General features: G+C 73.2%; 13 protein-coding genes and 1 pseudogene. 6 read left to right on the forward strand and 8 right to left on the reverse strand.

What is annotated here, in order from left to right:
- Window positions 1-620 precede the first annotated feature (620 nt).
- The 3 genes from E1283_RS18035 to E1283_RS18045 all read left to right on the forward strand — a co-directional run bounded on the left by E1283_RS18035 (window position 621) and on the right by E1283_RS18045 (window position 3,493).
- Entirely contained in the window at window positions 621-1,901 is a 1,281-nt protein-coding gene (locus E1283_RS18035; protein WP_132819099.1) for an FAD-binding protein, read from the forward strand.
- Window positions 1,902-1,954: 53 nt separating this feature from the next.
- Complete coding sequence (locus tag E1283_RS18040) at window positions 1,955-2,197, forward strand: DUF2630 family protein (RefSeq protein ID WP_132819100.1); 243 nt, start codon at window positions 1,955-1,957, stop codon at window positions 2,195-2,197.
- A 117-nt stretch (window positions 2,198-2,314) separates the two neighbouring features.
- The gene (locus E1283_RS18045; protein ID WP_243744920.1) at window positions 2,315-3,493 is read left to right on the forward strand and encodes an NHL repeat-containing protein; all 1,179 of its coding nucleotides are present in this window, start codon (window positions 2,315-2,317) and stop codon (window positions 3,491-3,493) included.
- Window positions 3,494-3,536: 43 nt separating this feature from the next.
- On the opposite strand, the gene E1283_RS18050 is transcribed toward E1283_RS18045, so the two are convergent.
- Window positions 3,537-4,259: a TetR/AcrR family transcriptional regulator gene (locus tag E1283_RS18050; RefSeq protein ID WP_243744921.1), complete on the reverse strand. Its 723-nt coding sequence runs from the start codon at window positions 4,257-4,259 to the stop codon at window positions 3,537-3,539.
- A gap of 14 nt (window positions 4,260-4,273) precedes the next feature.
- Complete coding sequence (locus E1283_RS18055) at window positions 4,274-4,819, reverse strand: cupin domain-containing protein (RefSeq protein WP_132819101.1); 546 nt, start codon at window positions 4,817-4,819, stop codon at window positions 4,274-4,276.
- A 98-nt stretch (window positions 4,820-4,917) separates the two neighbouring features.
- Here E1283_RS18055 and E1283_RS18060 point away from each other — a divergent pair, with 98 nt between their 5' ends.
- Window positions 4,918-5,730: a TrmH family RNA methyltransferase gene (locus E1283_RS18060; protein ID WP_132819102.1), complete on the forward strand. Its 813-nt coding sequence runs from the start codon at window positions 4,918-4,920 to the stop codon at window positions 5,728-5,730.
- 33 nt (window positions 5,731-5,763) lie between these two features.
- On the opposite strand, the gene E1283_RS18065 is transcribed toward E1283_RS18060, so the two are convergent.
- Both E1283_RS18065 and E1283_RS18070 read right to left on the reverse strand, forming a co-directional pair.
- On the reverse strand, window positions 5,764-8,301 hold the full coding sequence (locus E1283_RS18065) for an excinuclease ABC subunit UvrA (RefSeq protein ID WP_132819103.1): 2,538 nt from the start codon (window positions 8,299-8,301) through the stop codon (window positions 5,764-5,766).
- Window positions 8,302-8,453: 152 nt separating this feature from the next.
- Window positions 8,454-9,377, reverse strand: coding sequence for a hypothetical protein (locus E1283_RS18070; protein WP_132819104.1), 924 nt, complete (start codon window positions 9,375-9,377; stop codon window positions 8,454-8,456).
- A gap of 116 nt (window positions 9,378-9,493) precedes the next feature.
- On the opposite strand from E1283_RS18070, the gene E1283_RS18075 reads away from it, so the two are divergent.
- The gene (locus E1283_RS18075) at window positions 9,494-10,237 is read left to right on the forward strand and encodes a phosphotransferase (RefSeq protein ID WP_132819105.1); all 744 of its coding nucleotides are present in this window, start codon (window positions 9,494-9,496) and stop codon (window positions 10,235-10,237) included.
- A gap of 62 nt (window positions 10,238-10,299) precedes the next feature.
- Here E1283_RS18075 and E1283_RS18080 read toward each other — a convergent pair whose 3' ends face one another.
- From E1283_RS18080 to E1283_RS18090, 3 genes are all read right to left on the reverse strand, one after another.
- The gene (locus tag E1283_RS18080; RefSeq protein ID WP_132819106.1) at window positions 10,300-10,857 is read right to left on the reverse strand and encodes a dihydrofolate reductase family protein; all 558 of its coding nucleotides are present in this window, start codon (window positions 10,855-10,857) and stop codon (window positions 10,300-10,302) included.
- A 368-nt stretch (window positions 10,858-11,225) separates the two neighbouring features.
- Window positions 11,226-12,440: an acyl-CoA dehydrogenase family protein gene (locus tag E1283_RS18085; RefSeq protein ID WP_132819107.1), complete on the reverse strand. Its 1,215-nt coding sequence runs from the start codon at window positions 12,438-12,440 to the stop codon at window positions 11,226-11,228.
- A 17-nt stretch (window positions 12,441-12,457) separates the two neighbouring features.
- The gene (locus E1283_RS18090; RefSeq protein ID WP_243744922.1) at window positions 12,458-12,931 is read right to left on the reverse strand and encodes an SCP2 sterol-binding domain-containing protein; all 474 of its coding nucleotides are present in this window, start codon (window positions 12,929-12,931) and stop codon (window positions 12,458-12,460) included.
- Window positions 12,932-13,062: 131 nt separating this feature from the next.
- On the opposite strand from E1283_RS18090, the gene E1283_RS18095 reads away from it, so the two are divergent.
- Window positions 13,063-13,725 (forward strand): TetR/AcrR family transcriptional regulator, encoded by a 663-nt coding sequence (locus tag E1283_RS18095; protein WP_243744923.1) that lies wholly within the window; start codon window positions 13,063-13,065, stop codon window positions 13,723-13,725.
- Window positions 13,726-13,828: 103 nt separating this feature from the next.
- Here E1283_RS18095 and E1283_RS38845 read toward each other — a convergent pair.
- A pseudogene (locus tag E1283_RS38845) lies at window positions 13,829-13,927 on the reverse strand (DUF3291 domain-containing protein); the annotation flags it as partial.

The following is a 13,927-nucleotide window of genomic DNA, read 5'->3' on the forward strand; positions in this document are numbered from 1 at the left end:
CGCCTAGGGCGTGCACCGGGGGGCCGGCGCGGATAACCCGGCGCGTGGGCCGCGCGACGGCGCGGCCGGTCCGGAGTCGCCGACCGGCGCGCGGCTGTGGCGCGTCCGCTCGGCGGCGACCGCCTGGGCCGTCGGCGCGGCCTTGTCCATGTCGTGCCCCTCGCATCGCGTCCCACGGGCTCCGCGGGATCTCCCGACGTGTCTCCACGACCTGTTGGCGGCCCTGCCAGGACGTGTTCGGCACGCGCTGGAACCGCCCGTGCCTCCGCATATCAGAGCGCAAAACCACCGCCCAACGCAGCACTCTCAGCAGCTTTTCGGACAAGTCGCCCACCGGTGTTTGCTATCGACCGATCAACGGTAGGCGGGGGCGGTCGTCGGGTCGCGCGCTGGCCGGTGACGGGTTCCCGCCGGGGTGGTGGCGCCCGAGGGCTCGGCGGGAGCGGCCGGCGACGCGGGAAACTGGCCGGTTCGCGCTCTGCCGATTCGCAGGAACACGCGAATCCGGCCGCCCGATCGCATGAACCACCCGGGCGTCGCGTTGACGCCACGCGGCCCCCTCGCCGGCCGGGCGCCACGGACGCTACCCATCGCACAAGGATTCGTATTACGGTCGCGGCATGCTCACAACCGGGACGCCCGTGCGCAACTGGGCGGGAAACATCACCTTCGGCGCCGAGCGGTGGCACCGCCCGAGCACCATCGACGAGCTGCGGCGGATCGTTGCCACCGCGCGGCAGGTGCGGGTCCTGGGGGCCGGCCACTCGTTCAGCGACATCGCCGACACGACCGGCGACCTGGTGCGCCTCGACGGCCTGCCGCGCCGCGTGGAGATCGACCCGGAATCGGCCACCGTCACCGTCGGCGGCGGTCTCCGCTACGCCGACTTCTGCGCCGAGGTGCACGCCGCGGGGTTCGCGCTCGCCAACCTCGCCTCCCTCCCCCACATCACCGTCGCCGGCGCCGTCGCGACCGGCACCCACGGCTCGGGGAACGGGGTGCCGGGCCTCGCCTCCTCGGTGGCGGCGATCGAGCTGATCGGGCCGGAGGGCGACCCGGTCCGGCTGAGCCGGGCCGAGGACCCGGAGCGTTTCGCGGGCGCGGTGGTGAACCTGGGGGCGCTCGGCCCGGTGACCGCGCTCACCCTGGACCTCGAACGCGGCTACGACGTGGCGCAGTGGGTCTACACCGACGTCCCCCTCGACGCGGTGCTGGCCGGCTTCGACGAGGTCACCGGCGCCGGCCACAGCGTCAGCACCTTCACGGACTGGCGGAGCGGCCTCGGCACCATCTGGCTCAAGCGCCGCCTCGACCGGGACGGCGCCGGGCACCCCGGCACGGAGTGGCTGGGCGGCCGGCTCGCGGACGCCCCGCGCCACCCCATCCCCGGCCAGCCGCCCGAGTCCTGCACCCCGCAGCTCGGCGCGCCGGGTCCCTGGTACGACCGACTGCCGCACTTCCGCCTGGAGTTCTTCCAGGGCGAGGGCGACGAGCTCCAGTCCGAGCTGTTCGTGCCCAGGGCCGCCGTGCGGGACGCGTTCGCCGCGCTCACCGGGCTCGGCGACCGGATCGCGCCGCTGCTCCACGTCTCCGAGGTGCGGACCGTCGCGGCCGACGAGCTGTGGCTCAGCCCCAGCCAGGGCCGCGACTCGGTGGGCTTCCACTTCACCTGGCACCGCAGGCCCGAGGCGGTGCTCGACGTCGTCGCGGCGATCGAGGAGCGGCTGCTGCCGCTCGGCGCCCGACCGCACTGGGGCAAGGTGACGGCCGCCGAGCCAGCGGTGATCGCGGCCCGCTACGACCGGTTCGCCGACTTCCGGCGGCTGGTGCTCGACCACGACCCGGTCGGCCGGTTCCGCAACGCCTACGTCGCGCGGCTGCTGGACGCCGGGCCGTCCTGAGCGGCCGCCCCCGCCGGGTGGCCGGCGTCCGGTTTCGCACCTAATCTGACCCAATGGACGACAAGGACATCCTTGCCCGTGTCGGTGAGCTCGTGGCCGAGGAGCGCGCGCTGCGCGAGCGCTCCGTCGGCCGCGGGCTCCAGGAGGGCGATCAGCTGCGGCTGAGCGATGTCGAGGCCCGGCTCGACCAGTGCTGGGACCTGCTGCGCCAGCGCCGGGCCCGCCTGGAGTTCGGCGAGGACCCGGGCGGCGCGACGGTGCGGCCGGCCTGGGAGGTCGAGGGCTACGAGAGCTGAGCGGGCGCGGCCGAAGAGCCCCCCTCGGACCAGGAAACGCCCCCGCTTCGGGTGATCATCGAACGACCCCTCATCGGACACGCGTGGGCAATCCGGGCATATCCATAGCATCGCGCCATGGATGCTCACTCCTCGTGCTCCGTGACAGCACGACGAAGATCGCCCCGTTCGACACGACGGGCACTGCTGGCGGCGGGCGGCGCGCTGCTCGCCGCGCTGGGCGGCACCGCCGCGGCACCCGCGGGTGCCGGCGGCGACGGGTCGCACCGGCCGTTCCTCGAACCGCTGAACACCATCACCACCATCGCCTCCACCGTCCCCGCCAACGGCGACGTCAACCCCTACGGCACCGCCGTGGTCCCGCACGACGACGGCCGCCTGCGCCGCGGACACGTCCTGGTCAGCAACTTCAACAACGCGGCCAACGAGCAGGGCACCGGCACCACGCTGGTGCAGATCAGCCCGGCGGGCGAGACCAGCCTGTTCGCCGAGATCGACCCGGCCGCCCTGCCCGGCGACTGCCCGGGCGGCGTCGGCCTGACCACCGCCCTGTCCATCCTGCCCGGCGGCTGGGTGGTGGTCGGCAGCCTGCCCACCGCGGACGGGACCTCCGCCACCGCCCAGGCCGGGTGTCTGCTGGTGCTGGACGACGAGGGCAGGGTCCGGGAGACCTTCGCCGGCGACGGCATCAACGGCCCCTGGGACATGACCGCGGCACCCGTCGACGACCACCACGTCGCGCTGTTCGTGACCAACGTGCTCAACGGCACGGTCGCCGCGGGCGGCGACGTGGTGGACGAGGGGACGGTCCTGCGCATCACCGTCAGGCTGCACGACGGGAAGCCACCGACGCGGGAGCGCACCACCGTGATCGGCTCGGGCTTCCCCGAGCGGACGGACCCGGCGGCGCTGGTGGTCGGGCCCACCGGCGTCGGCCTCGGTGAGGACGACGTGCTCTACGTGGCCGACACGGTCGACAACCGCATCGCGGCCATTCCGAAGGCCCTGACCCGGGAGTCGAGCGCCGGCGTCGGCCGCACGGTCACCGAGGGAGGGCTGCTCAACGGCCCGCTCGGCCTGGCCATCGCCCCCAACGACGACATCCTCACCGTCAACGGCGGCGACGGCAACATCGTGGAGACCACTCCGCGCGGCAAGCAGGTCGCGTTCAGGCAGCTCGACGCCAGCGGTGAACCGCCGGGCGCCGGCGCCCTGTTCGGCCTCGCGGTGGCGCCGGACAAGCGCTCGGTCTACTTCGTCGACGACGCCACCAACACCCTCAACCTGCTCAGCTGAGCACGCCGGCCACTCCGGGCCCGCCACGGTCGTCCGTGGCGGGTCAGGGGTGGCCCACCGCCGGCTCGGGAGGCGCCCCGTAGAGCCGCAGGAACGCGCGCACCCCGTCGACCACCAGCTCGGTGACCCGCTCCCCCGGCAGGGGCACGGCGCCGTAGAAGGTGCGCTGGTTCACGTTGACCACCGTCAGCAGGTTGAAGTGGTCGGCGGCCCGCTCCGCCGGGCTCTCGGTTCCCGCGGCGTCGTCCAGCGTCAGCAGACCGCGGTCGGCCATGGCCGCCAGATAGGGCGCGAGCCGCAGGTGGCCGGTCTGGGGGCCCGCCTCGATCCACGCCGCGAGCACCGGCCCCGGCATCCGGGGGGCCTCCGCCTCGATGGCCCGGACGAGCGCGAAGTGGTCGGGGAACTCCCCCACGGCCGCGACCCGGTCGAGGGCGAAGGCGGTGAGGTCGTCCCGCACGTCCACGACCTTGCGCAGGTGTTTCTCCAGCAGCCGGGCGATGGTCGCGGTGACCTCGTGCGCCCCTTCGAGCGCGACGGCCAGGAAGAGGCTCTCCTTGTCGCCGAAGTGGTTGTAGACGGTGCGCTTGGAGACCCCGGCCTCGGCCGCGATGTCGTCGACGGAGGCGCGGGCGTACCCCTCGGCGCCGAACACCCGGCGCGCCGCCGCCGTGATCAGCCGCCGCTTCTCGGGCCGACCGGCCGACCGGGAGGGCGCGCCGCCGCCAGCGGCCGCGGCCCCGCTCACGGCCGCGGCCCCGCTCACGGCCGACGCCTCGCTCACGGCCGACGCCCGTCGGGACGCGGCCCGTTGCCGTCGGGCTCGACGAAGTAGCTGTCGTGCTCGGCGAAGAAGCGCTCCCGCTCCTCCTGACTGAGGCCGGCCAGCTCGGAGAGCCCCTCGAAGTAGCCCTCGCGCGGCGCCCCGGGCACGAAGAGCATCAGGAACGACACGGGCTGCTCGGTCCCGTTGGCGAAGGCGTGCAGGCCGCCCGGCGGCACATGGAGGAAGTCGCCCTGGGCGGCGTCGACCCATCGTTCGCCGTCGAAGACGCGGAGCGAGCCCGCGGTGACGAAGAACGACTCGGACATGGTGCGGTGGAAGTGCGTGCCGGTGCCGGCGCCGGGCGCCAGGTCGACCACGTGGTAGAGGCCGAACTCGCCGTCGGTGACGGCCGAGAGCCCGTGGCCGGCGGGCCGGCCGGTGGCGAGGTAGTAGGTGCGGGTGCCGGCCGGCGAGATCAGGTCGGGCGAGGTGTCGGCCGGGCGGTACACGGCGCTGACGTGGCCCGTGTCGCCGTGGTAGCGGGGTTCCGGATAGGACATGCGAGCGACAGTACACCCGTCAGTGCAAAATATGCACTACACGGTGCAGTTTCCTGGCGGGCGCGGCGCGCCCCGGCCGCTCGCATACCCTGTCCCCCGTGGCGGTTCAGCGGATCACGACCCGGAATGCCCGGTTCCAGCAGTGGCAGGCGCAGTTGGGCAACCGGAACAAGCGGCAGCGCGCGCGGGAGTTCCTGGTGCAGGGCGTGCGGCCGATCAGCCAGGCCGTGGCACACGGCTGGCCGATCAGGACGCTGCTGTTCGACGCGGAGCGCCCGCTCTCCGGGTGGGCCAGGGAGCTGCTGGCCGAGAGCGGGGCCGAGTCGGTCGCGATGGCCTCGGAGCTGCTCGCCGAGCTGGGCGAGAAGGACGAGGGCACGCCCGAGCTGGTCGCCGTCGCCGAGCTCCCGGCCGACGAGCTGTCGCGGATCCGCGTCGGGCCCGACTTCCTGGGCGTGCTCTTCGACCGGCCGACCAGCCCCGGCAACATCGGCACCGTCGTCCGCTCGGCGGACTCCTTCGGCGCCCACGGCCTGGTGGTGACGGGCCACGCGGCCGATCCCTACGACCCCAAGTCGGTGCGGGCCAGCACGGGTTCGCTGTTCGCGCTGCCGATCGTGCGCAGCCCGGGCCACCGCGAGGTGTCGGCCTGGCTGGACGGCGTCGACACGCCGGTCACGGTGGTGGGCCTCGACGAGGACGGCGTGGCCGACGTCGCCGACCACGACCTCACCGGTCCTGTGCTGCTCGCCGTCGGCAACGAGACGGTCGGCCTCAGCACCGGCTGGCGGGAGCGGTGCGACGTGGTGCTGCGCATCCCGATGACCGGCTCGGCCAGCTCGCTCAACGCGGCGAGCGCGGCCACCGTCGTGCTCTACGAGGCGGCCCGGCAGCGTGAACGGGGCCGCTGAGCCACCGGCCGGGCCGCCTCCCCACGGCGTCGGTCAGCGGCGCGCGCCCTCCCGCACCTCCCGTACCTCCCGCACCTCCAGCAGCGGCAGGCCCGCCGCGTGGCGTCGGAGGAAGCCGGCGGTCGGGGTGTCCGCCGCCGCGACGGTGTCCGGGGTGCCCTCCGCGACCACCGCGCCCCCGTCCGGGCCGGCTCCCGGCCCCAGGTCGATCACCCAGTCCGCGGACGCGGCGACGGGGATGTCGTGTTCGGCCACGACGACGGTGTTGCCCGAGTCGAGCAGCACGTCGAGCGCGTCCACCACCTGCTGGATGTCGGAGGGGTGCAGGCCCGAGACGGGCTCGTCGAGCACCACGAGGCCGGCCCTGCGGCTCGCGGCACCGCGCTGGATCGCGGACGCCAGCTTCAGCCGCTGCGCCTCGCCGCCGGACAACTCCGTCGCGCTCTGCCCGAGTTGGAGATAGCCGAGCCCGACCCGGTGCAGGGCTCCCAGGGTCTCCGCGAGCTGCCGGGGCTCGGGGAACCGCTCCACGGCCTCGGCGACGGTCAGGTCGAGTACCTCGTCGACGGCCAACCCCCGATACCTGATCTCCAGGGCCTCCGGCCGGTAGCGCCGGCCCTCGCAGGCGTCGCAGACCACCCAGACGTCCGGCAGGAAGTGCATGTCGACCAACGTGCGGCCGTAACCGGTGCAGGTCTCGCAGCGGCCGCCGTCCGCGGTGTTGAAGCTGAACCAGGAGGCGTTGACCCCCCGCCGGCGCGCCTCGTCGGTCTCGGCGAACAGTCGGCGGATCACGTCGAACGCCTTGCTGTACGTGGCCGGGTTGGACCGCGGCGTCCGACCGAGCGGCTCCTGGTCGACGACCGCGGCCCAGCCGAACGCGTCGAGGCCGGTCACCTCCCGCACCGTGTCGGTCGCCGTCCCGTTCAGGGCGGCCGTCACGCTCTCGCCGAGCGCGCCGAGCAGGCTGCTCTTGCCGCTGCCGCTCACCCCGGTCAGGCAGGTGAGCCGACGGGCGGGGAAACGCACCAGCTCCGCGCGCACGTTGTGCGTGCGCAGTCCGTGCAGCTCCACCCAGCCGGTGCCGTCCCCGACCGGGCGGCGCGGCCGGCGCAGCCGCGGACCCTCACCGGCCAGGTAGCGACCGGTCAGCGACATCGGGTGGGCGACCGCGGCCGAAGGGGGCCCCGACACCAGGACCTCGCCGCCGAGGCGGCCCGCCCCTGGCCCCATGTCGACGAGCCAGTCGGCCCGGGCGATCAGCTCGGGGTCGTGCTCGACGAGGAGCACCGTGTTGCCGGCCTCGCGCAGTTCCAGGGCGATGTCGAGCAGGTGCGCCTTGTCCGCCGGATGCAGCCCGGTCCCCGGCTCGTCGAGGACGAAGATGATGCCGCTCAGCTCCGTGCTGAGCTGCGCGGCGAGCCGGGTCCGCTGCGACTCGCCCCCGGAGAGCGTCGCCGCGCTCCGGGACAGCTGGAGATGGGCCAGGCCGAGCCGGTCGAGGATGCCGAGCCTGCGGCCCAGGTCCTGGAGCAGCGGCTCGCCCACCTCGCGCTGACCGGCGCCCAGGTCGTCCGCCACGCGCCGCGCCCAGCGGCGCACCTCCCGTACCTCCACCTCCAGCAGGTCGGGGTACGTCAACCCGCCGAGCCGCACCGACCTGGCCACGTCGTCGTACCCGCTGCCGCCGCAGGTGTCGCAGGGCTGCTTGCTCATGTACGGCAGGTAGCGCTGCTTGGCGCTGGACGTCTGGGCGTTCACGAACACCCGCTCCACCTCGGCGAGCGCGCCGCGCATCGGCTGGGTCGAGGTGTAGGTCATCCGGGCCGTCTCGTTCCTGTTCGGCATGTCGACGGTCGCCTCGACCTTCTCGTCACCGGTGCCATGGAGCACGGCGTGCCGGAACTCCTCGGGCAGCGACCGCCACGGCCGGCCGAGGTCCACGCCCCGCTTCTCGGCCAGCGCCGGCACGAACGCGTGCTCTCCGGACCGCCACTTCGCGAACCAGGGCGAGGCACCCTCGAACAGGGGAAGTTCCGGGTGGGTGATGACCAGGTCCTCCCGTGCCCGCCAGCGCCCGCCCACCCCGTGGCAGTCCGCGCAACTCCCCTCCGGCGTGTGCCGGTCGAAGTGCGCGGTCATCAGGTGTCCGTCCCCACCGTCGGTCGCCCGGTCGCCGCCGATCGCCGGGAGGCGTGAGTACAGCAGCCCGAGGTGGCCGTCGATGCCGGTGATCGTCGCGACCGTGGAGCGCGGGTTGCGGTTCAGGCGGCGCTGGTCGACGGCGAGCGTCGCGCCGAGTCCCAGGATGCGGTCGACCCTGGGCCGGCTGCGCTGGGTGATGTACTGCCGGACGAACGGCGAAAGACCCTCCAGGTACCGCAGTTGGGCCTCGCTGTGCAGGGTGTCGATGGCCAGCGAGGTCTTGCCGCTGCCACTCACTCCGGTGAAGGCGACGAGTCGGCCCTTGGGGATGCTCACGGAGACGTCCCGCAGGTTGTTGGTACGGGCACCGATCACGTCGATGGTCCCGAGCCCCGTACGCGCGACATCCCCTACGAACGCGGTCACTCTTCCTCCAGCCTCTCGCAACACGGCGGCCGCTCGCCGTCGACGACGCCGGCCGGTGGCGCCATGCTCGCCTCGAAACCCGACAGCCTGTGTCGGGTTTCCTCACGCGTCTCCGTGCGCGTCGTGGATCCCGCGGAGCGGCTACCGACCGGTCACCCGATCGTCGCCACCCAGGTGGGGGCGTCGAAGTCCATGTCCTCCTGGTAGCGCCAGAGTTCGATCACGAGGTCGCTGCCGTTGGCGGCCGTGTCGATGCTGTACGGCTCGCGGTGCTCCTTGGTCTCCCCCGGGGCGAGCCGGCCTTCGAGGTACTCCTCGCCCTCGACGTAGACCGAGTCGACCGTGCCACCGTTGGTGGCGCCCTCGACGAGGGTGCTGAACTCGCCCAGGTCGGCGGGCTGTTCGCCGTCGTTGACGATGGTCAGCTCGACGAAGAACGGGGTGTGGCCCTCGGTGACCAGGTCGAACTCGCCGAGGCTGTCCGACGGGATCTCCGTGACGCCGGTGAGGGTCACGGACACGCCGTCGTCCCACTCGTGGGTCTCCCCCGCGGCGAGGTCGGACGGCACCGTGGCGTCGGGATCCGGGGCGGCGTCCTGGCCGCTGTCCTGGGCGGAGCCCGCGTCGTCGCAGCTGTCGTCGCGCCAGGCGCCGTCCTCCCAGATCCACCGGGCGCCGTCGTCGTCACCCGCGGAGTCCAGGGCCTCGATGCCGGTGGTGCCGCGAACCACGGCGCTGGTCCCTTCGAACTCCAGGATCTCGATCTCCTCGAGGCGGATCTCGCCGTACAGGGCCTCGATCAGCGCCAGCGCCTCGACGGCCTCGTCCGCGCTGGTCTGTTCGCGGCAGGCGGCGGACTGGCCGGCCAGCAACGCGTCGGCGTCGCCTTCGTTGATCGCGCCCAGGCTGTCCTCGACGGCCCGGCGCAGCTCCTCCTCGCTGCCACCGGCATCCGCCGACCGCGCGTCCCGGGGGTCGTCCCCGCTCTCGGCGTCCGAGCCGCAGGCGGCGGTGGAGAGGACGAGGAGGGTGGCGGCGGCGGGGACTATGCCCCGGAAGCGGGAGGTGAGTCTCATGTGGGCGAGCCTGCCATACGTGGGGAAAGAGTGTGGCAGATGCGACTCTTCCGTAATGGCCGGCCGCCGCACGAGAGTTGGGACCGTCACCGGCCCCGGCCTGGCAGGGTGTCCCCATGCGCGAGACTCCCCTGTCCGGTGGTGCGGTCAACGAGGTGACCCGGGTCGGCGCGACGGTGCGCAGACGGCCGCCGCCGTCCGCCGACTTCGTCCACCGGTTGCTCGACCTGCTGGAACGGCGCGGCTGGGCCGGTGCCCCACGCTTCCTCGGCACGGACGACGCGGGCCGCGAAACGCTGTCCTGGATCGAGGGCACGGCCGGCTCGGACGCCACCTGGTGGCGCGCGGCATGTTCGGACGAACTCCTGGCGGCGACGGCCGAGTTGGTCCGCGAGTTCCACGACCTCACCGCCGGCACCTCGCTCGCGGCGGGCCACGAGGTGGTCTGCCACAACGACCTGGCACCGAAGAACACCGTCTTCACGGCACCATCGGCCGCCGCGTGGCGGCCGGTCGCCCTCATCGACTGGGACCTCGCCGCGCCGGGCGAGCGGATCCACGACGTCGCGCACCTCTGCTGGCAGTACCTGGACCTCGGCCCGGACGTCGCCGACCTCCCCACCGCCGCCCGGCAGTTGCGGGTCGTCTGCGACGCGTACGGCCCGGCGGCGGACCGGGCACGCCTCCTGCCGGCCGTCCTGTGGTGGCAGGACCGCTGCCGGCGCGGCATCGAGGAGGCCGCCGACCGCGGCGACCCCGCCATGCGACGCCTACGGAACCAGCACGTTCCGGCCCGGATCCGGGAGGCCCACCGCTGGGTCTCCGAGCACCGGGCGGAGTTGGAAGCCGCGCTCCGGTAGCCGCCCGGCGCCCGCGTCACGCCCGCGCGTCGGCCGCCGGCGGCGTCACCAGCCGGTGCGGCTCAGCGGGTCCGGTAGCGCGCGTAGATCAGTCCGCTGTCGAAGGCACGCTCCTCGACCAGTTCGAGATCGAGGCGCACGCCGTCGGGGAAGAACCGCTTGCCGCCGCCGACCACGCTGGTGGTCATGAACAGGTGGTACTCGTCCACCAGGCCGGCCGCGATCGCCTGGGCCGCGAGGTTCGGGCCGTCGACGGTGAGGTCGGCGTCGGACTCGGCCTTGAGCTTGCGTACCGCGTCCGGATCGAAGGTCCGCTCGATCCTGGTCTTCGCGCTGGACACCGACTCGAGTGTCGTGGAGTACACGACCTTCTCCGCGGCCCGCCAGTCGCGGGCGTACTGCAGGATGTGCGGCGGCTGGTCGGGCTGAGTGTGCGCGGTCTCCCAGTAGACCATCGTCTCGTATATCCGTCGGCCGTAGAGGTACGTGCCGACGGGGCGGAAGAGGTCGTTGATGAACGTGTGCACCTCCTGGTCCTCGGCCCCGGTGCCGAGGTCGCCCTCCGCCGCCTCGGCGTAGCCGTCGAGCGAGGTGATCATCGAGTAGATGAGCTTTGCCATGTGTGTCCCTTCGGGTACGAGCGCGTCAGTCGCCGCGGTCCTGCATGCTGTGACCTCCGCACACCCCGGAACTCATCGATCGGCCGACCGGCCGGTTCCGTCAACCGTCGGATCCCGGACGAAGCGTGCCGATGACGGCGACCGGCGAGTCCCGCGCATCGTCATCGACAACCGACCGGCCAAGCCGGCAGGCGCGCCCGGCACCGAGGCGTCCGGTGCCGAAGACGACCCGTCGCCCCCCGGTGGCCCGGACAGCACAGCCGGCGGCGACACCGCAACAGACTGAGCCCGGCCACGCGCACTCCGCCCCGACCGTTTCCCGCGGCCCGGGGCGGAGGGGGCAGGGGGCGACAGGAGCGCCTGACCCGCTACCTGAGCTGCCGGCCCGTGATGGCGCGGGCGATGACGAGGCGTTGGATCTCGCTGGTGCCCTCGAAGATCGTATAGATCTTCGCGTCGCGGTACATCCGCTCCACCGGGTGGTCGCGGCTGTAGCCGGCGCCGCCGAGGATCTGGACGGCCTTCTCGGTGGCGCGGACGGCGAGTTCGCCGGCGCGGAGCTTGGACATGGAGCCCTCGGCGGCGGTGAAGGGCTTCTCGTTGCGGCCCATCCAGGCGGCGCGCCAGATGAGGAGGCGGACGGCGTCGAGCTCGGTGCGGAGGTCGGCGAGCGCGAAGGCGATGGACTGGTTGTCGACGATGGGGCGGCCGAACGCCTCGCGCTGGCCTGCGTAGTCGAGGGCGTACTCGTAGGCGGCCTGGGCGATGCCGAGGGCCTGGGCGGCGACGGTGGGGCGGGAGACCTCGAAGGTGGCCATGGCGGCCTGGCCCTTGGCCTTGCCGCCCTCCCGGGCCCTGGCCAGGCGGTGTTCGAGGCGGTCGCGGCCGCCGAGGAGGCAGTGGCCAGGGACGCGGACGTCGTCGAGGAAGACGTCGGCGGTGTGCGAGGCCCGCAGGCCGAGCTTCCTGATCTTGGGGCCGCCGGTGAGCCCGGTGGTGCCGGGCGGCACGACGAAGGCGGCCTGGCCGCGGGCGCCGAGGGCGGGGTCGACGGCGGCGACGACGACGTGGACGCCGGCGATGCCGCCGTTGGTTATCCACGCCTTCTGCCCGTTCAGCACCCACTCGTCACGGGCCTCGTCGTAGCGGGCGCGGGTGCGCATCGCGGAGACGTCGGAGCCGGCGTCCGGCTCGGAGACGCAGAACGCGGCGACCCTGGGTTCCTCGGTGTCGCCGAAGCACCGCGGGACCCACTCGGCCAGCTGGTCGGGGGTGCCGGCGGCGAAGATGCCGGCGACGGCGAGGTGGGTGCCGAAGAGAGCCATGCCGATGCCGGCGTCGCCGCGGAACAGCTCCTCGTTGGCGAGTTGGAGGGAGAGCCCGGTGGGGTCGCCGTACATCTCGGCCAGGGACTCGAAGCCGTAGAGGCCGATCGCGGCGGCCTCCCGGATGACGGGCCAGGGGGTCGCCTCGCGTTCGTCCCACTCGGCGGCGGCCGGTCGGACCACCTCGGTGGCGAAGCCGCGCACCCAGTCCCGCAGGTCGCGCTGTTCCTCGGTCAGGTCGAGGGAGAAGCCGCTCATCTCGCCGTGTCCCTCCGTCAGTTCCTGTTCCTGGGGATGTCGAAGAGCCGGGCCAGCCCGGAGGCCAGCGCGATGTCGCCGGTGGCCTTGAGCTTGCGGGTCATGAACATCAGCACCGGGCTGGCGTTGCCGGAGACGAGGCGGAGGAAGTCCGCGTCGGAGAGGGCGAGGGTGACGCGCGGGGTGGCGTCGGTGGGCCCCGGGGTGACCCGGCAGGTGCCGTCGGCGATGGTCGCGTCGTAGACGGCGAGCGGCTCGCCGGCGCGGCCGGTGACCTCCCAGCGGATGACGGCCCGGAGCGAGCCGGCGTTGTCCGGGCGGAACTGCCGGCCCATCCGGCTGAAGATCTCGGCGAGCACCCGCTGGCGGAGCTCGCCGCGCATGAGTTCGTCGAGTTGCGCGGCGGACGACTGCTTCACCAGGGCGGCGAAGTCGTCCGGGGTGACGTCGGAGAAGTCGAGGTCTTCCAGGTTCGGGGTGGGCTCAGCCACTGCTCTCGTCTCACTCTCCGGCCGGTGGGCCGTCCAACGGGGCATCTGCGCCGCTAGCTTACTCCATAGTAAACTTACTGAAGAGTAAGATGAGAATCCCACCGAGAACCCCACTGGGTAGTGTGGCGAGCGTGACCGACAAGCCAGACAGGCCAGACAAGCCCAGACGCCGGCTGCCGAGAAGCGTGCGCGAGCAGGAGATCCTCGACGCGGCGCTCCAGGTCTTCTCCAAGCGCGGCTACCGCGCGGCCGTGGTGGACGAGATCGCCGAACTGGCCGGGATCTCCAAGCCGATGGTGTACCTGTACCTGGGTTCCAAGGAAGGTCTGTTCATCGCCTGCGTCCGGCGCGAGTCGGCGCGCATGGTGGCGGCGTTCCGGGAGGCGGCGGACGCCGGCGGCGCGCCGGAGGGGCGGCTGTGGGCGGGGCTCGCGGCGTTCTTCCGGCACGTCGCCGAGCACCGGGACAGCTGGGTGGTGCTGCACCGGCAGGCGCCCGAGCAGGGCGAGGCGATCGCGCACGAGCTGACCGCGGCGCGGCGTTCGGTGATGGCCGAGGTGACGGGGCTGATCAGCACGGGCATCGCCGACGCCGGGGGGCAGGTGCGGCTCGGCGCCGACGACGCGGACTTCGTGGCCCACGCGCTGGTGGGCGCGGCGGACTCGTTGACGGACTGGATGGAACGGCACCCCGAGGAGTCGCCGGAGGCGACCACCGCGCGGCTGATGAACGTGATGTGGGTGGGCATGCGGAACGTGTTGGCCGGCGAGATCTGGGTGCCGCCGGCGGATTAGGCGCCGACGGGCCGGCGGCGGCGCGGCACGGCCATACGGGCCGTACTCGCCGATCGGCAGGTTTACGGCTCGATGAGCTCCCTCTCGCTGTCGGCCAGTTGCCCTAGACCGAGCAGCCCAGGCCCTCCGGTACCTCGCCGACCACCGGGGTCGCCGAGGCCGGGGGGAACGACGTTCGGAGGGTGAAGGCGTAGGGGGTGGG

The sequence above is a fragment of the Streptomyces hainanensis genome, assembly GCF_004348415.1.
Lineage (GTDB): Bacteria > Actinomycetota > Actinomycetes > Streptomycetales > Streptomycetaceae > Streptomyces > Streptomyces hainanensis.

What these genes read in the sequence shown, in the direction of transcription:
- E1283_RS18035 (WP_132819099.1), top strand. Translation starts at nt 621, where the DNA reads ATGCTCACAACCGGGACGCCCGTGCGCAACTGGGCGGGAAACATCACC.
- E1283_RS18080 (WP_132819106.1), bottom strand. Translation starts at nt 10,857, where the DNA reads ATGGCAAAGCTCATCTACTCGATGATCACCTCGCTCGACGGCTACGCC.
- E1283_RS18045 (WP_243744920.1), top strand. Translation starts at nt 2,315, where the DNA reads ATGGATGCTCACTCCTCGTGCTCCGTGACAGCACGACGAAGATCGCCC.
- E1283_RS18075 (WP_132819105.1), top strand. Translation starts at nt 9,494, where the DNA reads ATGCGCGAGACTCCCCTGTCCGGTGGTGCGGTCAACGAGGTGACCCGG.
- E1283_RS18055 (WP_132819101.1), bottom strand. Translation starts at nt 4,819, where the DNA reads ATGTCCTATCCGGAACCCCGCTACCACGGCGACACGGGCCACGTCAGC.
- E1283_RS18070 (WP_132819104.1), bottom strand. Translation starts at nt 9,377, where the DNA reads ATGAGACTCACCTCCCGCTTCCGGGGCATAGTCCCCGCCGCCGCCACC.
- E1283_RS18085 (WP_132819107.1), bottom strand. Translation starts at nt 12,440, where the DNA reads ATGAGCGGCTTCTCCCTCGACCTGACCGAGGAACAGCGCGACCTGCGG.
- E1283_RS18040 (WP_132819100.1), top strand. Translation starts at nt 1,955, where the DNA reads ATGGACGACAAGGACATCCTTGCCCGTGTCGGTGAGCTCGTGGCCGAG.